We start from the raw sequence: 19,809 nt of genomic DNA, 5'->3' as shown, positions 1-19,809 counted from the left end.
TGGCGTCGCCGGCCAGTGGTTCAGAAAGCGTCTACGAAACAGCGCTCGAAAACTACATCATCTCTATGGCGCGCGCTGTAGAAAGCGCCGTTGGAACTCGAACCCATGAGCATCTCGATCCGTGCCATGGTTGGCCGTTGCCTTGGAGCGCTGATCCACCGAAATGTCTCTCTCGCAAACGAGGTTCTCGAAAGCGAGGAAGCCGTTGACGACTTCCGCGATCAGGTTTTCGACCGCCTATTGTCGGCCATGAAGCAGGATTCCTCTCTCGTTGCTCCCAATATTCAATTCCTCTTGGCCACGCGCAACATGGAGCGCATCGCCGACCATACCACCAACATCGCCGAAGATATTGTCTTCTGGTTGCGCGGGCTTGACATTCGTCACGGTCGAGCTAACTCCTCTAATTTGCGTAGCTTTGAAGCCTATCCTGAGGAAATGTAACCTAATATTCATATTCTTCTCACCGCATATTCAAACTCTCCTGCCACACTTCTTCGCGATCTACGGAGCAGATCTTGACGCATACCCCACACCACTCACAGCGAGAAAAGGTCTGCTGCGTCGCCCCGATTGGCTGGCGCCCCCCCGGTGCCAGCCATCCTTTTTCTAGTTCGGCCATACTTTTTCGTCGGCTTGCGGTGACTCCAGCAGGGCCAATCCCTTCCCTCGCGGACGTGAGACGTCGAGCGACAAATCTGGAACACTCTCTTAAGGAGGAGTGAATGAGAAGAATTTTGATTGCTTTAGCGGCGATGATGCTGTTATCGAGCGCTTCGGTGTTCGCACAAGCCGGCGCCAGCAATAGCTCAACACCGGCGGATAATAGCGCGAGCGCGCCCTCCGGCACCGCAGCTTCGAATAGCACGAAGAAGGAAGCACCTGCCAAGAAACAGCAGAAAATGGAAAGTTCTTCGACGGATCCCGCGCCAGCGAACCAAACCGCCGTCGCAAAAGTCTCCGCTACTTCGACCGAGGAGGCGAGCGGGGCGGCGACCTTCTCCAAAGCCGATAGCCAGTCGGATCAGGATGATCAGTCGCCGCTTTTCTTCAGGATCGGCAAGGCCGAATTCTCTCCTTTGGGCTTTATGGACTTCACGACTGTCTTTCGTTCAACAGATGTGGGCAGCGGCATCGGCACCAGCTTCGGCAGCATTCCCTTCAATGGCTCTTCTCCGGCCGGTGAAGAATCCGAACTGCGTTTTAGCGCCCAGAACTCTCGCGTTGGAATGAAAATCGACGCCAACCCGAGCAGCGACCTCAAAGTCCGCGGCTACCTCGAGGCGGACTTCCTCGGCAACGCCGCGAACAACGTCTATATCGGCAGCCATTCGGATACCCTTCGTATGCGCCTCTATTGGGTCGATGTTCGCAAGGGCAAATGGGAAGTCCTCGCGGGGCAGTCTTGGAGCATGATGACGCCAAACCGCGTCGGCATTTCACCAATGCCGGGCGATATCTTCTACTCCCAAGACATGGATACGAACTACCAGGTGGGCTTGGTTTGGCTCCGTACACCTGGTGTTCGCCTCGTTTATCATGCCAACGACAACATCACTTGGGGTTTTGCTCTTGAGGATCCCGAGCAGTATACCGGCGGGCTCGTCACCTTCCCAACCGGCTTTAACACCGCACAGGTTGATGATAGTGGTGGAAACCCGAAGACTCCGAACAAAGCGCCGGACATCGAATCAAAGCTTGCATTTGATACCCATCCGAATGGCGGAGGCCGCAACCTCCACATCGAAGTGGCCGGTATTTACCGCGCATTTCGCCTCAACACGCCTGGCCTCGGAAACGTCACCAAGTCCGGTGGCGGCGGTTCTGTCAACGCCAACTTCGAAATCGCCAAGAACTTTCATTTGATCGCCAACACTTTCTGGAGCGACGGTGGAGGTCGTTATATCTTCCAGCAGGCACCCGATTTCACTGTAAACGTCAACACCGCCGGCAATTTCGTTCCTTCGCCCGTCCATGCAGGATCGTGGATTGGCGGCTTTGAGGATACCATCAAAAACACCCTGCTTTATGCCTACTACGGCGGTATCTATATCGGCCACGATTTCCAAGCGACGACAGGCACAGGCGGAACAACGACCTACACCGGGTATGGCTATCCCGGCTCCAATAGCTCTCAGAATCGCATCATAAGCGAGCCGACCATCGGCCTGATCCAGACCATGTGGAAGAACCGTGACTACGGTGACCTGAAGCTGATCACTCAGGTTTCCTATCTGTCGCGGAATCCGTGGTCCATTACGGGAACTCCCGCAAACGCGGCCAGTGCCCACTTGGGCATGGCCTTCGTCGACTTGCGCTACGACTTGCCGTAAACCGCACCGTTCCTGCGGTCGCGCGTTTTGTATGTAACAAGACGCTTGGGAACAACGGACGTTCCCAAGCGTCTTAAAACTTAACCCTCTTGCATCCTGACGTGTAGAAAAGGGCTACGACGGTAAGACATATAAGGTGAGGCATCTCTAGGGAAGGGCTTTCTCACAACAGTCATCGAAATGTAACACAACTGTAACAATAGAACTGCCAAACTTAAATCTCCGAGGAGAAGCAAATCATGAAATCGCTTAGACTGACGGCAATCCTCCTGGCTCTTTCCTTGGTTGGACTTGCCGCTTCGGCGCAGTCCACGTTGACGGGCGCAGGCAGCACTTGGGTGTACCCCTTGGTAGCCAAATGGGCTGCTGCTTATCAGCAGAATAACGGGGTAGAGGTGAACTATCAATCCATCGGGTCAGGTGGCGGAATCGCGCAGATTAAGGCTGGCACCGTGGCGTTTGGTGCGAGTGACATGCCGCTCAAACCCGAAGATTTGAGCAGTGCGGGCCTGATCCAATTCCCCACTGCCGTAGCTGGCGAAGACTTGGTTTATAATCTTCCCGGAATCCAGCCTGAGCAGCTTGTTCTCAGCGGGTCGCTCGTCGCTGACATTTATCTGGGTAAGGTTAAGAAGTGGAACGACCCGGAAATCGCCAAGCTGAACTCTGGCTTGAATCTGCCGGATATGGACATCACTGTCGTCCACCGCTCAGATGGATCTGGCACGACGTTCACATTCTGCGACTATCTGTCCAAGGTCAGCCCGGAATGGAAGGATAAAGTCGGAGCAAATACTTCCGTGTCTTGGCCTGCTGGCGTAGGCGGCAAAGGCAACGAAGGAGTGGCTTCCTACGTTCAGCGCATTCCCGGTTCGATCGGCTATGTGGAGTACGCATACATTCTTGAAAGCCATCTGTCCGATGCTCGCATGATCAACCGTGACGGCAAGATTGTGAGCCCCAGCCTCAAGGGCTTCCAGGACGCCGCCGCGCACGTGGACTTTACGAAAGCGCAGGATTTTTACGTGATCCTCACAGACCACACGGGACCGGACACGTGGCCGATTTCCGGCTGCACCTGGCAAATTCTGCGCAAGAACGCTCCCAAGGAAATGAATCTGGCGGTGATGAAGTTCTTCGATTGGGGTTTCGAGCATGGACAGGACATGGCCCGGTCGATTTCCTTCGGTCCGTTGCCCGAGAATACGGTCGCAGCCATCAAATCGTATTGGAAGAAGGAGCTAGGCTACAGTCTCTAAGTACTGTCGCTGATTCCTTCAACTTCTGCCCAAGGGAAATAGATGAGTGAATCGGACGTTGTGTCGGGAATCGAAATACGGCCGATGTCCGAGCGGCCAAAATCTGTCGGCAGGTCGTGGCACCTGCCGGCAGATTTTTTCTTCCACAAAGCGGCTGTGTTTGCGGCTTTCCTCGTTGCGGGCGTCCTCTTCGCTACCATCATTGCCATCGCTTTTGACAGCCGTACGTCAATCCATGCATTTGGCATTTGGAAATTTCTAAAGTCGAGCGAGTGGAATCCCGTCACTCAAACTTTTGGGGCCTTTCCATTCATCATCGGCACTCTGGTCAGCTCTGCAATCGCAATGGTCCTCGGCGTGCCCATCAGTTTCGGGGTCGCGGTCTTCATTGCAGAGATTGCTCCCGTCTGGATCAAGAGGCCCGTAGCCGCAGCAATCGAGCTGTTGGCTGCCATTCCGAGTATCGTCTATGGTCTGTGGGGACTTTTGATCTTCGCACCGGTATTCGCCAGGGCCGAGCCCTGGATCAACGATAAACTGGGAGCAATCCCGGGGATTGGACTTTTGTTTCAAGGGCCGCCAATGGGGATTGGCATGTTGACTGCCGGAATCGTCTTGGCGATTATGGTTCTGCCGTACATGTCCTCGATCATGCGTGACGTGTTTTTGGTGGTTCCTTCATCGCTGCGCGAATCTGCCTACGCAATGGGAGCCACTACGTGGGAAGTCGCTTGGAATATTATCTTGCCTTATACGCGAACCGCAGTCATCGGCGGCATCTTTTTGGGCCTGGGACGTGCGTTGGGTGAAACCATGGCCGTCACCTTTGTGATCGGCAATAGCAACACGCTTTCATCCAGTTTTCTGATGCCGGGAGCAACTATCCCATCCGTCCTTGCCAATGAATTCACCGAAGCCACGACCAAGCTCTATGTGTCGTCGCTGATTTATTTGGGCTTGATCCTGATTGCTGTCACGCTGATTGTTCGCTTTCTTGCTGTGCTGCTCATTCGCCGTCTCGGTCGGCGCGAGGGGGCTGCGGCGTGATCAGCATCTACGCGAGGCGTCGCTCTGTGGATGTGACCAGCAAGATCCTGATGGGTGCCGCTACCGCCATCGGCGTCTTCTTCCTTTTCTGGATCCTATGGACGACACTCAAATTTGGCGTCGCGGGAATACACTGGGATCTGTTCATCAAGGACACCCCGCCGCCAGGTACGAATTCATTTGGCTTGCGCAATGCCTTTGTCGGAAGCCTCCTTTTGCTTTCGATTTCATTGCTGATTGGCGTGCCTGTAGGCATGATGGGCGGCACATGGCTGGCCGAATATGGCTTCCGAAGCCGCACCGCCAATGCCGTCCGCTTCATCAACGACATCATGCTTAGCGCGCCATCCATCGAAATTGGCCTCTTTGTTTATGCGGTCATGGTCGATCCGATGGGACACTTTTCCGCCTTGTCCGGCAGCGTGGCTTTGGCAGTCTTGATGATTCCTATCATCGTGCGCACAACGGACGAAATGCTCAGCTTGGTCGGCAGTGACATGCGCGAGGCAGCGGTTGCCTTGGGAGCGCCCAACTGGGTCGTAATCACAAAGGTGACGTGGAAAGCCGCGCGCGCCGGCATACTTACCGGAATACTCATCGGCTTGGCGCGTATCACCGGAGAGACAGCTCCACTGTTATTCACCGCACTGAATAACCAATTTTTTTCCAAGGACATCCTCCATCCCATCGCCAATATCCCTGTCGTGATTTATCAGTTTGCCTTGAGCCCCTATTCGAATTGGCAGCAGATGGCCTGGGCTGCGGCATTCATTACGGTCCTCTTCGTTCTGGTGCTGAGCCTCGTCGCTCGTTGGTTCCTTGGTAAGGTCCAGGTGCCCAAATGACCACCGATCGCTCGCAAAGCTATCCTTTGACGAACGTTGTCGTGCCGGTCGAATCTCATCAAGATTCTGCAGAGTCGCACACCGCTGCTCCGCCGCAAGTCAAAATCTCGGCCCGCAATCTGAATTTCTATTACGGCAAATTTCACGCAATCAAAGATGTCAGCTTGGAAATCAGCCAAAATAGAGTTACGGCCTTCATTGGGCCGTCCGGATGCGGCAAATCGACTCTCTTGAGAATTTTCAACCGCATGTACGACCTTTATCCTGGCCAGCGTGTCGAAGGCGAGGTAATCCTCGACGGCGAAAATATTTTGACTCTCAAGAATATCGGCCTGCTTCGCGCAAAGGTCGGCATGGTCTTCCAGAAGCCGACGCCTTTCCCCATGTCGATATACGAGAACATTGCATTTGGTATTCGGTTGTACGAAAGGCTCCCGCGATCGGAGATGGACGGTCGCGTGCAAGATACCTTGACCAAAGCTGGTCTCTGGGATGAGGTCAAAACCAAGTTGCATCAATCCGGGCTCGGCCTCTCCGGCGGCCAGCAGCAACGCTTATGCATCGCTCGTGCGCTTGCCGTGAATCCGGAAGTCCTCCTGCTCGATGAGCCTTGCTCGGCTCTCGACCCGATTTCTACGGCAAAAATCGAAGAGCTGCTCTTCGAGTTGAAGAAAAATTGGACAGTCGTCATTGTGACTCATAATATGCAGCAAGCGGCGCGCGCCAGCGATTTCACGGCGTTTTTGTTGGAAGGCATACTGATCGAATACTCTGTCACGTCAAAGCTTTTCACCACGCCCTCGGATTCACGGACGGAAGCGTACATCACCGGGCGCTTCGGGTAGCAGCTGGCCTGTCTTCTGGCAGTGTAGGCTCGCAAGAAGGATTTTTCAGGAGAATTCATGGAACGGCATTTCGAACACGAAATCGATGAATTGAAGGAACGGTTGCTCTGGATGGCCAGCCTCTCGGAAAACGCCGTCCACCAGGCCGTGCAGGCAGTTTTCGAAAAAGACGAAAAACTCGCGTCGCGCGTGCTGGAAGAAGAAAAAAATATCAATGACCTTCAGCTGGAAATCGACGACCGCGTGATGCAATTGCTTGCTACGCAATCGCCGATGGCCGTCGACCTCCGCTTCATCCTTTCTGCCTCTCGCATCAATAACGATCTCGAGCGCATCGGCGACCAGGCCGTTAATATCGCGCAGTCGGCCTTGCGCATCCTTCGCCACCCGCAGGTCAAGCCTTACGTGGATTTGCCGCGGATGAGCGAACTGGCGGAGGGTATGGTTCGCGACAGCATCAATGCTCTGGTTCGCCGCGATGCGGACCTCGCCAGGTCCGTTCTCGTTCGCGATGACGAAGTTGATCATCTTCGCGACCAAATCTTTCGCGAGCTTCTCACCTATATGATGGAAAATTCCGCCGTCGTTTTTCCCGCGTTTGAATTGGTCTTGATCACCAAAAATCTCGAACGCATCGGCGATCACGCTACCAACATCGCGGAAGACGTCATCTATATGGTCGCCGGCCGCGACGTTCGCCATCTTGCCGCCGACCGCCGCTGACGCTCGCGGCGATTGGCTTTTTCCTGGCTTTCGCTTTGTGCCGTCGCCTGTCTTTGCGATTCTTCCGCGCCAGCAACGAAACTTGCCGCCTCCGCCGTGCGTAGTAACATGATGGGCTCGAATATGAACGGCGAAACCAATGGAATGGCCATACGCGCGGAAAATGTTTCGCGGCGCTATCAAATGGGCTCGGCTGTCATTCCTGCTATCAATGACGTCACGCTTTCCGTCCTCACGGGAGAATTCGTCGCCCTGCTGGGCAGCTCCGGCTCGGGAAAATCCACGCTCCTGAATCTGCTCGCCGGACTCGACCGTCCCACGTCTGGCGCCATCGTGGTTCAGAGTCGCAATCTCGCTGAAATGGACACGCATGAATTGGCGCGCTATCGCGGCCACGTCGTCGGCATGGTTTTTCAGGCGTTCAATCTCCTTCCGCGCATGACACTGGAAGAGAATGTCGAGCTGCCCCTGCGTCTTGCGGAAGTGGATCGCGCCGAACGCGCTGAACGCGTGCGCGAAGCTCTCGAACGTGTGCGCCTCGATAAGCGCCTCGCGCACCGGCCAACCGAACTTTCCGGCGGCGAGCAGCAGCGCGCTGCATTGGCCCGTGCACTGGTCAACCGGCCATCGATTTTGCTGGCCGATGAACCGACCGGGAACCTCGATAGCGCCACAGGCGAAGAGATCATGCTTCTGCTGAAGGAATTGAATGAGACGCTGCGTATGACGATCGTCATGGTCACGCACGAACGCCCGCTGGCTGAGCGCTTCGCCCATCGCATCGTCACGCTCGCTGATGGCAAGCTGGTCAGTGAAAGAAACGCGAACGGAGGCGCGGGGCAATGAAGTTCGGCGACATCAGCGAACTTGCTGTCCGCAACCTTCGCGAAGCCATCCTGCGGAACTCGCTCACCACGCTGGGCGTCGCTGTTGGTGTCGCTTCGCTCGTCGCCATGCTTTCCCTCGGCGTCGGCCTGCAGCAATTTGCGAGCAAGAGGCTTTCGAGCACCGGGCTTTTCAATGCAGTGTTTGTCGCGTCGCGAAGCGAAATGGGAGATTTTAATCGGTCGCGCCGGAACGCGACGGAAAATGCCGCGCAACCGGTTGCGCCGCTCGATGAAGCCGCGCGGCAGGAAATCGCGCGGTTGCCCAACGTCACCGAGGTCTATCCGGAAATCCGCTTTCTGACCGAAATCCGCTACGCGAATAATCCGTATCCGACGATGGTCGCTGGCGTGCCCGAATCGGCGCGCATTGATGGCGCCTTTGATGGCATGCAGGGTGCGTTTTTCTCGGGCCCCGCTGCGGACGAGGCCATCCTGCAAATTGAATTCGCCAAAGAGCTTTCGAATGACCCGTCGTCGCTCATCGGCAAGAACCTCGTGCTTCGTTATGCGGAACGGCAAGCGCTGGCGAATTCAAATGCATCCGGCTCTGCGCATGCCAATACGGCGGACTCTCCGAGCGGCGGATTCTCCGTTGTGCCGCATGAGCAACAATTGAAAATCGTGGGAATCGTCGCGACGGAGCCGGGGGGAGGTTTCGGCGGCTTTGGCCGCAGCCGCGTCTTCATCCCGCTGCAGGTGGCGCAAACACTCAGCGCCACGGAAGTGAATGACCTTCGCACCGTGTTGAATGGTTCGAGAGCGAATCGCAATTACGCCAGCCTCACCGTGCGCGTGAAGAGTCCCAAACAGGTGGAAGCTGTGGAAGCTACGATCAAAGCCATGGGCTTCGCGACGTTTTCTCTGCTGGATACGACGCGCAACCTGCGCCTGTTTTTCACCGTGTTTGATCTTCTCCTCGGAATCTTTGGCAGTCTCGCGCTCGCCGTGGCCACGCTGGGGATTGTAAATACGCTCGTGATGGCGATTCTGGAGCGGCGGCGCGAGATCGGAGTTTTCAAGGCTCTCGGCGCGGACGACCGCGACGTGAAGCAGCTTTTTTTTGCCGAAGCTGGGGTGATGGGACTCGTCGGCGGAGTGTTCGGCGTGTTTCTCGGATGGCTCATCGGCCGCGCGCTGACCTTTGGCACCAACGTCTATTTGGCGCGCCAAAGTCTTCCCGCAGTCGACATCTCCGCCGTGCCGGTTTGGCTCGCTCTCGGAGCCATTGCGTTCGCTGTGATCGTCAGCCTGATCGCCGGCCTCTATCCGGCATCGCGTGCCGCGCGCCTCAATCCGGTTGAGGCTCTGCGGTATGAATAACCGGCTGCGACTTTCGATTCTTGCGTCCATCTTCGTTCTATTTTTCATGGCGGCTCGTCCGGCCCGCGCCGCCCTCGGCCGCATCGAATGCAATTCCATGCGCAGCGCGACTCTGCGCCGCAGCGTGCGCTATTGCGCGATTCTCCCGCCGAGCTACGACACCGAAAAAACGCGGCGATTCGCTGTTCTCTATTTTCTCCACGGCCTCGGCGAAAACGAGCAAATGCTCGTCAGCTCCGGGGCGTGGAATCTGATTGAAGATCTGTGGGAAGGGCATCAACTCGGCGAATTTCTCATCGTCGCGCCTGCGGGTGACACGAGCTTTTACATCAACTCGCGCGACGGCCGCGTTCGCTACGAGGATTTTTTCTTGCATGAGTTTCTCCCATTCATCGAACGCACCTACCGGATCCGGCGCGGCCGGCGATCTCGCGGCATCGACGGAATTTCCATGGGCGGATATGGCGCGCTGCATCTTGCGTTTGCGCATCCGGAATGGTTTGCGTCGGTGAGCACCAATAGCGCGGCGCTTCTCGAAAAATTGCCCGATGTGAAATTTTCGGCGCAAAGTCCGCCGGCATTTTTGCGCGCGCTTTCGCCCTTCGGAACGCCATTCGACCCCGCCTACTGGCGGCGCAATAATCCCTTGCAATTGGCGCGGACGGCCAACCTTGCCGGCCTGAAAATCTATTTCGATTGCGGCACGGAAGACGATTACGGATTCGAAGCCGGCGCGCGAGCTCTTGATGAAATCCTGAAATCGCGCGGCGTCCCGCATGAATTTCACTTGTATCCCGGCGGCCACGACTGGCAGTATTTTGCCGCGCATTTGCCGGCGGCACTGCAATTCGACTCGCGTGCGTTCGGCTTGGGACCTTCGAAATGAGAGATGGCGCTGGCTGCCGCCTGCATCGCAAAGGACGAGCCGACATCCAACAGTCTGGGGACAAGCAAAACATTTCGAAACACAGAAACTGCAGAGAGGCACGAGACGGAAAGCGAATTCGGACGTCCAAAGAACGAGCGGGCCAAATCTTATCAATTGAGGTCATATAATGAGCGAGCAGAATTTTGCGAATCACGCGCGAGTTGTTCCGGCGTTTCACTTGGTTGCATTGCCGATTCTTCTTTTGAACCTGGGCTGGTCGATCTATGAGCTGGTTCATACATGGTTTTCGTTCGGGGCGGTTGTGGGAGTGCTTCTCGCAATCGCACTTATCCTCGTGGCGCTCTATGCCAGGCTGTTTGCGCTGACGGTGCAGGATCGCGTGATCCGTTTGGAGGTGCGCCTGCGGATGGAAAAGATCCTTCCGGCGGATCTGAAACCGCGCGTTCCGGAGTTCACTGTCGAACAGTTGATCGGCCTGCGGTTCGCCAGCGATGCGGAACTGCCGGACCTTGCACGGCGGGTGCTCGACGAAAAAGTGAAAGACCGGAAATCCATCAAGAAGATGATCAAGACGTGGAAGGCAGATTACCTGCGGGCTTAGCGTTGCGCTTGCGCCGCGCGGACTGAATCGGAGCCGTCGGATTTTCACTTGCGCCCGCTGTGGCGAATGAAAAATTGCCATTTGTCGATGTTCGCCGGCACAGCGACGTCGAAAAACCCCACCATCATTTCATCGTAGGTCTGGTCGCCCCAGCGCACGGCGACGGTTGGATCAGGATTGTGCGGATTTTGCTTGGAATTATCGTACCAGCCGACAGCCTGAAGTTCCGTTCCCGCCTTGAGAAACAACGGCTGCGCCAGCCGATAGCTCAATTGCCAGTAAAAATTGTAGTTCACGCGCAGGAGCGGCTCGATGGAGCCGTCGGAGCGAATGATGTTGTATTCGAATTTTTTGCCGCGCAGGTGCATGTGCGGGAAAAAACTGAGAAGCGTGCAGTCATTCGGCAGAGTGCCGTGAACTTCGACGCGAAAGTCGGGAACGCCCGGCGGAATGACGAAGCTGTCGTTGGTGAGCTGCAGAGTCAGCACGCGCTGCTTAGGCGGCTGTTTGGCAAAAATCAAGCCAATGCTGGTTTGATCTTCGACGCGATGGCCCTTGGTGATGTAATGCATTTGAAAAACGAGATCGGATCCGGCGGGGACGAATTTCGCCATGCCCGCGGGCCATTCGTCGGGGGAACTTCCGGGCGCGTAGACGAGAAGAATATCGCTGTCGGTCCATTCGGCATCGCGGCGATCCTGCGCGTCTTTTAATGTAGACGCGGTGAACGGAACACCGATGGGCGCGTACCGCAGCCATTTCGAGCCTGGCGGACGGACATAGACGACCGCGTGGTGAACATTCGCGCGTGATGACGGGCGAATTTCAGACATCTGCACCCATTCGTCACGCGTGAAATGAGTGGGCACGATTTCGTATGTGTATTCGACGTCGCCGCTCGCAGGGATGGAGATGGGCGCGGGCATTTTCACGACATTGTCGGGCTGAGGAATGACCCAGCCGCTCGCCCACTTTCGCGGCGGAGGCGCGTCGCGAGGATCTCCGACAGGTGCGCCGCGATCGACCCACGCAGCGAGCGTCGCAATTTGCTGCGGAGAAAGCGACGGATCGTCTGAGAAATGCCCGCAGCATGGGTCGGCAAACCACGGCGGCATGACGCGACGCGTGACCTTCGCTTTGATTTGCCGCGCGTAGCGCTTGGTTTGCTCATAGGTCTCAAGTGCCATCGGTGCGATTTCTTCGGGACGATGGCAGACCTGGCAGTGCTGCTGGAGGATGGGGAGGACGTCGCGATAAAAAGTGGGCGAGGTGGAGGGAAGGGGATTTTTCTGGCGCGGAATTGCGGCACAGAAAAATCCAAAGAAAGAAATCGCCGCGACGGACGCGACGGTGAGGCGCGAGAGGCGGTGAAACGGGGGTGGGGGAATGCCGTTCATGAAATTGCAACTCCCACAGCTGGAAATTGACTGAAAAGGAGAAAGTCGGCAATCCGTAAAAAGCCGCAAAATGTGGCGATTAGAAAATTGGCGAGCCTTTGTTTTGTGTAAGTTACGGACATTTCTAATTCCGCGGTGTGGCGATTAGAACGGAGGGACCTAGAGGAGATGCAAGGCACTGTGCCGGCTGTTCCTTGAGGCTCGCCACCGACTAAGCACGATTTTGAAGCAGCGGAAAGACCGCTTCCTCGCTCTGGCGTCCGCTGTGAAGTCATCGACTGCGAACCACGGCTCCTGTTTCGCATCGCTCCCTGCAAAATTGCCCCCTAAGCTTCGTTGCGACGTCCGCGGACATCGCTGCACGGCCCGCAAAAAAGCGCGGCGCGCACAGAAAAATGATGCGCGGCCGCCAGGCCAAATGCAAGGTGTAGTGGTTGTGGATTTTGAATCGCGAGGATCGGCCGAGGCACGCATTGCGCGACGCGAAATGGGCTAGTAAGAAAAGCAGCAAGCGACCGGAAAGCGACGCGAGGCTGGAACGTGCAACCCGTGTACTATTTCTTGCGTGACGACTCCGGGCCTGAACCGCAAGATCATCCAATCCACGGGCATCGTGATGGCGAGCGTGCTGCTGAGCCGCTTGCTCGGATTTGTGCGCGAATGGACGGTGGCGCACCAAATCGGTTCGAACGCAATCACAGATTCATATTACGCGGCATTCACGCTGCCGGACTTTCTGAATTATCTGGTCGCGGCGGGCTCGCTGAGCATCACGTTCATTCCCGTATTCGCGAAATTCGTTGCGGAGGGACAGGAAGAAGAAGGCTGGCGGGTATTTTCCACGGTGATGACGTTCATGGGACTCCTGGTGATCGCGCTCGTGTGCGTGGCGGAGGTCTTCGCCCCGCAACTGGTGGCCGTGATCGCGCCAGGATTCGGGCCGGTGGAAAAGCAGCGCGTGATTTATTTGACGCGGCTGATGTTGCCGGCGCAGTTCTGCTTTTATCAGGGCGGAATCTTGAGCGCGGTGCAATACGCGAAGGGGCGATTCGTTGTGCCTTCGCTTGCGCCGCTGGTCTACAACCTGATGATTATTCTCGGCGGTGTGTTTCTTGCTTCGAGGATCGGAATCAGGGGGTTTTCTGTTGGCGTGCTGGCGGGAGCGCTGCTGGGGAATTTTCTGCTGCAAATTTATGGCGCGCATCAGGTGGGAGCGAAATTTTCGTTTGCGCTCGATTTGCGGCATCCCGGCTTCAGACTATTCATCAAGCTGGCCGTGCCGATCATGCTGGCGCTTTCACTCTCCTTCACGGATGACTGGATCATCCGCTGGTTCGGGTCGTATCTCGTGCCCGCATCGATCACCTGGCTGACCTACGCGAAGACACTGATGCGCGTGCCGCTGGGCGTGGTGGGACAGGCAATCGGCGTGGCATCGTTTCCTGTGCTGGCGCAGTTGTACTCGGAAGGAAAATTTGCGGAGCTGAATCGCGTGCTGAACGACACTCTAAAGGGATTGATACTGCTGCTGATTCCGATTTCGGCGCTCACGGTTGCGCAGAGCCCGTACGTGGTACACGTAGTTTTCTCGCACACAAGGCTGAAGGCGTTTGATCTGCAGGCTACGGCTTCGACACTGGCTCTCTTCTCGCTGGGAATGTTCGCGTGGGGTGCACAGAACCTGCTGGCGCGAGGATTTTATGCGACGCGCGACACATGGACTCCGGCGATTGTGGGAACGGCGATGACTTTTCTCGATTTGCCCATCTACTGGTGGCTGGTGCGGCGGGCGCAGCATCTGGGCCTGGCGCTGGCGAGTTCCATCGGAATTTCGCTGCTGACAATTCTTCTCTTTGTGTTGCTCATCCGGCGGACAAGGGACCACGAAGTGGGAGACCTGATGCTATTTTTGGGCAAAGTGACCGTGGCGTCCGCGGTGACCGCTGGAGCGATTTATGAGCTGGCGAAATGGCTGAGGCACGTGATTGCGTGGCAGAGGATGCTGGGGTCGTTTGAGATCCTGATTGTTGCGACGGCGGCAGGGGTGGTTATTTTGATCCCGCTTCTGAAGCTGTTTCGAATCCGAGAAGTGGATGCGTATCTAGGGTGGCTAAAATTCAGGTCTGCGGGGAGACTCCCCTAGCGCTCTCCTACCTATCGAACAATAGCTAGTTACCTGGAAAACGAGGGTCTTGAATACAGACCCTTCTCCCATTTGACGCCGAGACTCTTTTCGATTCCCCGCGATGGAGCCGAGGAATCGAAAAGAGACTTATTCCGAAGGCCAGTGAAAACTAGCGAGGACGACCGCCGCCACGCGAGCCACCGCCACGGGGCGCGCTGGCATGGCCTCCTCCTCCGCCCCCGTGGTAGCCGCTCCCTCCGCTCGGCCTGCTGAAGGAACCGCCGCCGAAAGAACGCGAGGAAAAGCCGCCCCTCGGCTGGCTATAGGATCGAGGAGCGCTCTGCCGGTAGTTATTATTGCTCGGCCTGCCGTAATAACCCCCATTTGGACGGCCATAGGAGCTGTTACCCGACGGGCGGCGCGCAATGGGCTGGGTCATATCCAGGCGCGGACGATAGGAGTTGTTCCCGCCGGAGGAGCGCGAAAAATTGCGGTAGCCATAGCTAGGGGCGGGACGGCCCGATGGGCCGCTGGGCCGCGGGGATGGCCGAGACGACGGCTGCGTGAACTGGTGCCAGCCATTGTTGTTCTGGCGCGGCTGAGGCTGCCCTTGCGAACCGCGAAACTGGCCTTGCGTACCACGACCATTCGCTGCCGGCTGGCGATTCGCGTTGCTCGGCGGAGTGAAGCGGTGCCAAGCATCAGGCTGCGAGTTCGATGAGCGACCGGACTGCGAAAAACCATTCTGCCGCGCCGGAGGCTGCCCTTGGAATGAGCCGCGGTTCTGCGGTGAGGATGTTCCGTTATGGCTGAAGCTTTGCCAGCCAGAGCGCGACCCACTGTTCGAGGACGAGCGTGAATTGCCCAAATCGCCCAACGACTGCTGGCGAGCGGGCGGGGAAAAGCGGGAACTGTTCGCTGCGCCAATCTGTCCGCGAGAATTCGAGATGGTGCGCTGCGCTTGGCCGGCTTGCGAATTGGACGAGCGCCGCGAGAAGAAATGCTGATTGTTGAAGTTCGCGGTCCGTGCGATTGACGGAGAGACGTGGCTTTCCGCGCGACCAAAGCTCTGCCGCGAAGGCGCGACCGGCAGACGGCCCGTCATCATGCTGGCGCGATGAAACTGCGCGGCGCTGATGCCATGCTGATTCATTGACACGCGGCCACGCCCAAACTGATCTCTCGACATGGATGAGAAGCCGGAGCGAACGCGCGCATCGTTGTTGAAGCGTCCGATGTTCGAGAATCCGTTTCGGCCATGATACAGAGGACCCCAGCCACGACCGTAGTCACGATCCCCTACGCCGCGGCCCCAGCCGTTGTCACGGAAACCGACATAGCCGAAACGAGTGCCGCCATAGCCCCACCACGGACGGTAGAAATCACCCGGACCGCAGGGGAGCCAGCCATAACTGCCGAAGCCGACGCCGAAGCCAAAACCACCGCCCCAGCCAAAGAAGGAAACATAGGCCGGCGCCCAAACAGGATCGTAGCCCCAGCCACCATAGGCTCCGATTGGCCCCGGCCACCAAACCCAATCACCGCCATAGACGAACCAGCGGCCATAGTGATAAGGAGCCCAACCCCACGGCTCATAAGAAACCCAAGTCCAACCGTAGTAAGGTTCCCATTGCCAGGTTCCGTCGCGGTAAGGCGCCCAGTCTGAATTTTCAGCAGGGACCCAGACCTGACCGTAGTCGGGAACGTCTTCCCAATGACCATACTGGTCGAGATCCTGCGCGCCAGCGTAATAGCGGTCGCTATGCTGCCAACTGCTGGCGTTCTGAATCTGCTGATCGCGGTCGAGGTTCCACTTGTCGAAGCTATCGGCAGCGGGAGCGTCGACGACCTGATACTGCGGACTGTCCGTGCCTTGAATGGTGATGAGTTGGCCGGCATCGACACGTGTGCTGCCCTGCGGCTCAGAAATTTCGGCCTGGCCATCACGGACGGTCATCTGCGATTCAGAATCGCTATTGACCTCGATGCGATATTCGCCCTGGCGAAGCGGATGCAGTGCGGCGTTGGGCGTATCGATTTCCGAGTCGGCCTGACCGTTGCCGAAGACATCGTAGCTGGCGAGACCCTGACCGACTTGAACCTGAATCTGGGAATTGGTTAGATTCGTGATCTTTATCGTGGAGTTTTCGTCGAGGCGGATAACGTCGGCGTAGTCCAACTGAACTTCCACGCGGGAGCCGTCACCTGTGGAAACGCGATCACCGGCTTCGATCGGGGTGTTGACTGCGGCAGCGATCCAGTCGCCAGAGTCGCCGCGCTGAATCGAGGCGCTGCCTTGAACCATGCTGATGTGGCCGACCGCGGGCGGCGTTTGCGAAGAATTCTGGTCCGCACCGGCAGCGGACTGGTCCGGCGGATTCTGCTGCATGCTGTCCTGCGCCGGAGGATTGCTCTGGTCTTGCGCCAAAACTACTGTAACGCCGCCGGCAAACGCGAACAGGGCGGCAACTGCTATCACAAGAATCCCGTTTTTCGTTGCGTCCCGCATTTTCTCGATGATCATGAGCGCACCTCGCGCCGGGATCTCCCGGACGGAACTTCTCTGCTGCCACTCATATGAGAGCATGGCATTAGCCAAACTGGATGTCTCCCGCAGAATACAGCTATCTGTTTATTTTTATGTTATTTAAGGGCGGCAACGGAAACGGCGCATTCCGATTGAGGCGAGCGAAAACGGTTGATTTCACGCGAAGGTGGTGCATTTCAACCACTTAAACCGGAGGTCCAAAAGAGTTTGGAGATACGGGCGGGTATGGAAAGAGGCGACCTACTTCCATACGCTATCGTATGGTTAGGTTTCAGTAGTATCAGCGGGATCGGAGACGCCCATTTGCGAGAGGCGATAGCGGAGAGCGTTGCGAGAAAGACCAAGGGCGCGGGCAGCCTGGCTCTTATTGCCATTGGCGCGGCGCAGGGCTTCGCGAATGATTTCCTGCTCCCATTTTTCAAGGGTCATGCCGTCGGGGAGGATGGGCGGAATCTGAGAGGAGGAGGAGCGCTGATCCAGGCGAACGTCTGCGGCGTCGATCGTGGAGCCACTGGAGAGAGTGACGGCGCGTTCGATGGTGTTTTCGAGTTCGCGGACGTTGCCTGGCCAGTGGAAGCCCATCAGGAGATCAAGGGCGGCGGGGGTAATCTGCTGCGGCTTGCCGGAGGTGCTGGCGAAACGCCGCAGAAAGAAATTGACCAGAGTGGGAATATCTTCCTTGCGCTCGCGCAGAGGTGGAATGTCGATGGCGACGACATTGAGGCGGTAATAGAGGTCTTCGCGGAAAGTGCCCTCTTCGAGAGCGGCACGAAGGTCGCGATTGGTGGCAGCGATAAGACGGACGTCAACTTTCAGAGTCTTCGTGCCACCAAGGCGCTCGAATTCGCGCTCCTGAAGAACGCGAAGGAGCTTCACTTGAATCGCGGGCGGCACGTCGCCGATTTCGTCGAGAAAAAGCGTGCCTTGGTCGGCTAGCTCGAATTTCCCCGGTTTGGGCGCAGCGGCGCCGGAAAAGGCACCTTTTTCGTAGCCGAAAAGCTCGCTTTCGAGGAGATTTTCGGGAATTGCGGTGCTATTGATTTTGATGAACGGGCCTTTCGCGCGATTAGAGTGTTCGTGAATGGCGCGGGCAATCAAATCCTTGCCGACGCCGCTTTCGCCGCCGAGCAAAACGGTTGAGTTTGAGGGCGCGACACGTTCGACGAGACCGAGGACTTCCTGCATTTTGGCGCTTTTCGCGATGACGTTGGCGTATTCATAGCGCTGGCCGAGGGCCTCGCGGAGGGAGCGATTTTCTTCGCGGAGATTTCGGGCATCGAGTTCCTTGCGAACAACGACAACCATTTCCGCGAGGGAAAAAGGCTTCAGAACATAGTCGCTGGCGCCCATTTTCATGGCTTCGACGGCGGTTTCGACGGAGCCGTGAGCGGTCATGATAACGACAGGAAGCGCAGGGTCGGCGCGCTTGACAGCTTGCAGGAAGTCGAGACCACTCATGCCGGGGAGCTTCAAATCGCTGACAATCAGATCGATTTTTTCGTGACTGAGAATTTTCAGGCCGGATTCGGCATCGGCGGCGGCGTGCGTGGTAAAACCTTCCTCGCCCAAATTCAATTCAAGCAAGCGCCGCATCTTCGGCTCGTCTTCGACGATGAGGATCGATGGCATTCTTCGCTGCCCCGAAAGTTATCTCATACCGCAGGCGCAGCGGGAAGAAAAACGCGGAAACAAGCGCCCTGTCCGGCCTCGGATACCAATTGAATCGCGCCTCCATGATCATCCACGATTTTGGCGACAATCGAAAGACCAAGGCCGACGCCCGCCTTCTTCGAAGTGACGAAGGGATTAAAAATTTGCTCGCGAAGCTCGCTGGAAACCCCGGGGCCGGTGTCCTGAACTTCGACGGAGACACCCGAACGGCCGTCCCGGACATCCGGCTGGATGGAGACAGAAAGCGCGCCGATGGGAGAAGCTGACGACTGGGTGGAACCTCCGTGTTCCTCGTTCCTCTGCGCGCCCATGGCTTCATAGGCGTTCAAAACCAGATTGATGAAGACTTGTTCGCAGAGCTGCTCATCGGCGAGAACCTTCGGGATGTCGCGAGCGAAACGGCGCGCGACAGTAACAGAGGCGTGAGGATAGCGAGCCTGAGCGACTTCGAGAGCGCGGTCCACGAGCGGCGGAAGATCGATGGAATGCAGCTCGAGATGCGACGGGCGCGCGAAATCCAAAAAACGAGTGACAAGGGCGTTGAGACGATTCACTTCGGCGGAAATATAGCCGGCGAGTTCACCGGCGACGGGCTGCGAAGCTTGCAGCTTCTGGGCGAGCATTTCCGCGGAGCCTTTGATGATGCCCAGAGGGTTGCGAATTTCGTGAGCGAGGCCCGCGGTGAGCTGTCCGAGAGCGGCCAAACGTTCGGCGCGGCGAACATCGGATTGGGCCTGTTGCAATTGGCGATTTGATTCGGCGAGACTCTCGGAAAGGCTCTGATAGAGCGCGACCTGGCGGCGATTTTCCATCACGAAGCGATTGACGAGAATGGCCGAGAGGAAGAAGAACAAAATGCGAATTCCGAGGATGCCGTATCCGGAAGCGGGGATTTCATAGAGTTCGATATACAGCGCGGGAAGCACGTAAGAGCCGTAGGCCAGAGAAGCAAGAGCAGTCCACGCGAGCGTGCCAACAGGGCCAAAATAGATTGCCGCGGTGACCGCGGGCAGGAAATAAATCGGCCAGTAGCTGCTGTTGATGCCGAGTTCGCCGGTGTGACCAAGGAGAAGCGTGGCGAGAAGAATTTTGATGAGGATGGCGTAGGAGCGGCCGCGGCGGGGAATCCAAGCAATCAACCGTCCTTCGAAGATCTGGAAAAGACCGATGGCGGCTAAAGTGAGTTGCTTGTGAATTTCCCGGATCGGCGGCAGGACGGCGAGGCCGATCAGGAATGCGAGCCAGACGATGTCGATCCAGCCGAATTTTTCTTCCTGCCGCTGCATCGGGAGCAGACTTTCCCTGCTGAATTTAGCACG

16 protein-coding genes are annotated in these 19,809 nt (G+C 57.1%); 12 read left to right on the top strand and 4 right to left on the bottom strand.

Annotated features, from left to right (window positions below):
- Positions 1 to 105 precede the first annotated feature (105 nt).
- The 11 genes from VGR81_11520 (at position 106) to VGR81_11470 (ending at position 10,749) form a co-directional block, all read left to right on the top strand.
- Positions 106 to 444 carry a phosphate uptake regulator PhoU gene (locus VGR81_11520; protein ID HEV2289572.1) on the top strand — a complete coding sequence of 113 codons (339 nt, stop codon included), beginning with the start codon at positions 106 to 108 and terminating at the stop codon, positions 442 to 444.
- Positions 445 to 725: 281 nt separating this feature from the next.
- Positions 726 to 2,333 (top strand): hypothetical protein, encoded by a 1,608-nt coding sequence (locus VGR81_11515; GenBank protein HEV2289571.1) that lies wholly within the window; start codon positions 726 to 728, stop codon positions 2,331 to 2,333.
- Positions 2,334 to 2,572: 239 nt separating this feature from the next.
- Positions 2,573 to 3,592, top strand: a complete 1,020-nt coding sequence (gene pstS, locus VGR81_11510) for a phosphate ABC transporter substrate-binding protein PstS (GenBank protein ID HEV2289570.1) — start codon at positions 2,573 to 2,575, stop codon at positions 3,590 to 3,592.
- A gap of 42 nt (positions 3,593 to 3,634) precedes the next feature.
- Positions 3,635 to 4,639: a phosphate ABC transporter permease subunit PstC gene (gene pstC, locus VGR81_11505; protein ID HEV2289569.1), complete on the top strand. Its 1,005-nt coding sequence runs from the start codon at positions 3,635 to 3,637 to the stop codon at positions 4,637 to 4,639.
- Positions 4,636 to 5,484, top strand: coding sequence for a phosphate ABC transporter permease PstA (gene pstA / locus VGR81_11500; protein HEV2289568.1), 849 nt, complete (start codon positions 4,636 to 4,638; stop codon positions 5,482 to 5,484). The genes pstC and pstA overlap by 4 nt, the downstream gene beginning before the upstream one ends.
- On the top strand, positions 5,481 to 6,329 hold the full coding sequence (pstB, locus tag VGR81_11495; protein HEV2289567.1) for a phosphate ABC transporter ATP-binding protein PstB: 849 nt from the start codon (positions 5,481 to 5,483) through the stop codon (positions 6,327 to 6,329). The genes pstA and pstB overlap by 4 nt, the downstream gene beginning before the upstream one ends.
- A 57-nt stretch (positions 6,330 to 6,386) precedes the next feature.
- Entirely contained in the window at positions 6,387 to 7,052 is a 666-nt protein-coding gene (phoU, locus tag VGR81_11490) for a phosphate signaling complex protein PhoU (GenBank protein HEV2289566.1), read from the top strand.
- A 144-nt stretch (positions 7,053 to 7,196) separates the two neighbouring features.
- The gene (locus VGR81_11485; GenBank protein ID HEV2289565.1) at positions 7,197 to 7,898 is read left to right on the top strand and encodes an ABC transporter ATP-binding protein; all 702 of its coding nucleotides are present in this window, start codon (positions 7,197 to 7,199) and stop codon (positions 7,896 to 7,898) included.
- A complete protein-coding gene (locus tag VGR81_11480) occupies positions 7,895 to 9,259 on the top strand; it encodes an ABC transporter permease (protein ID HEV2289564.1) in 1,365 nt (454 codons plus the stop codon). The genes VGR81_11485 and VGR81_11480 overlap by 4 nt, the downstream gene beginning before the upstream one ends.
- On the top strand, positions 9,252 to 10,145 hold the full coding sequence (locus tag VGR81_11475) for an alpha/beta hydrolase-fold protein (protein ID HEV2289563.1): 894 nt from the start codon (positions 9,252 to 9,254) through the stop codon (positions 10,143 to 10,145). Before VGR81_11480 ends, VGR81_11475 begins: the two co-directional genes overlap by 8 nt.
- Positions 10,146 to 10,314: 169 nt before the next feature.
- A complete protein-coding gene (locus VGR81_11470; GenBank protein HEV2289562.1) occupies positions 10,315 to 10,749 on the top strand; it encodes a DUF6526 family protein in 435 nt (144 codons plus the stop codon).
- 44 nt (positions 10,750 to 10,793) lie between these two features.
- On the opposite strand, the gene VGR81_11465 is transcribed toward VGR81_11470, so the two are convergent.
- The gene (locus tag VGR81_11465; protein ID HEV2289561.1) at positions 10,794 to 12,146 is read right to left on the bottom strand and encodes a hypothetical protein; all 1,353 of its coding nucleotides are present in this window, start codon (positions 12,144 to 12,146) and stop codon (positions 10,794 to 10,796) included.
- 565 nt (positions 12,147 to 12,711) lie between these two features.
- Here VGR81_11465 and murJ point away from each other — a divergent pair.
- A complete protein-coding gene (gene murJ, locus VGR81_11460) occupies positions 12,712 to 14,289 on the top strand; it encodes a murein biosynthesis integral membrane protein MurJ (GenBank protein HEV2289560.1) in 1,578 nt (525 codons plus the stop codon).
- 151 nt (positions 14,290 to 14,440) lie between these two features.
- On the opposite strand, the gene VGR81_11455 is transcribed toward murJ, so the two are convergent.
- From VGR81_11455 to VGR81_11445, 3 genes are all read right to left on the bottom strand, one after another.
- A complete protein-coding gene (locus tag VGR81_11455; protein ID HEV2289559.1) occupies positions 14,441 to 16,795 on the bottom strand; it encodes a FecR family protein in 2,355 nt (784 codons plus the stop codon).
- A gap of 288 nt (positions 16,796 to 17,083) precedes the next feature.
- Positions 17,084 to 18,448: a sigma-54 dependent transcriptional regulator gene (locus tag VGR81_11450; GenBank protein ID HEV2289558.1), complete on the bottom strand. Its 1,365-nt coding sequence runs from the start codon at positions 18,446 to 18,448 to the stop codon at positions 17,084 to 17,086.
- A 23-nt stretch (positions 18,449 to 18,471) separates the two neighbouring features.
- Entirely contained in the window at positions 18,472 to 19,776 is a 1,305-nt protein-coding gene (locus tag VGR81_11445) for an ATP-binding protein (protein ID HEV2289557.1), read from the bottom strand.
- Between the last annotated feature and the right edge of the window lie 33 nt (positions 19,777 to 19,809).

The sequence above is a fragment of the Candidatus Acidiferrales bacterium genome (genome assembly GCA_035934015.1).
In the GTDB taxonomy this organism is placed as follows: domain Bacteria; phylum Acidobacteriota; class Terriglobia; order Acidiferrales; family UBA7541; genus DAHUXN01.
Note: the sequence above shows the minus strand (reverse complement) of the source record. Positions and strands in the feature narration are given on the sequence as shown.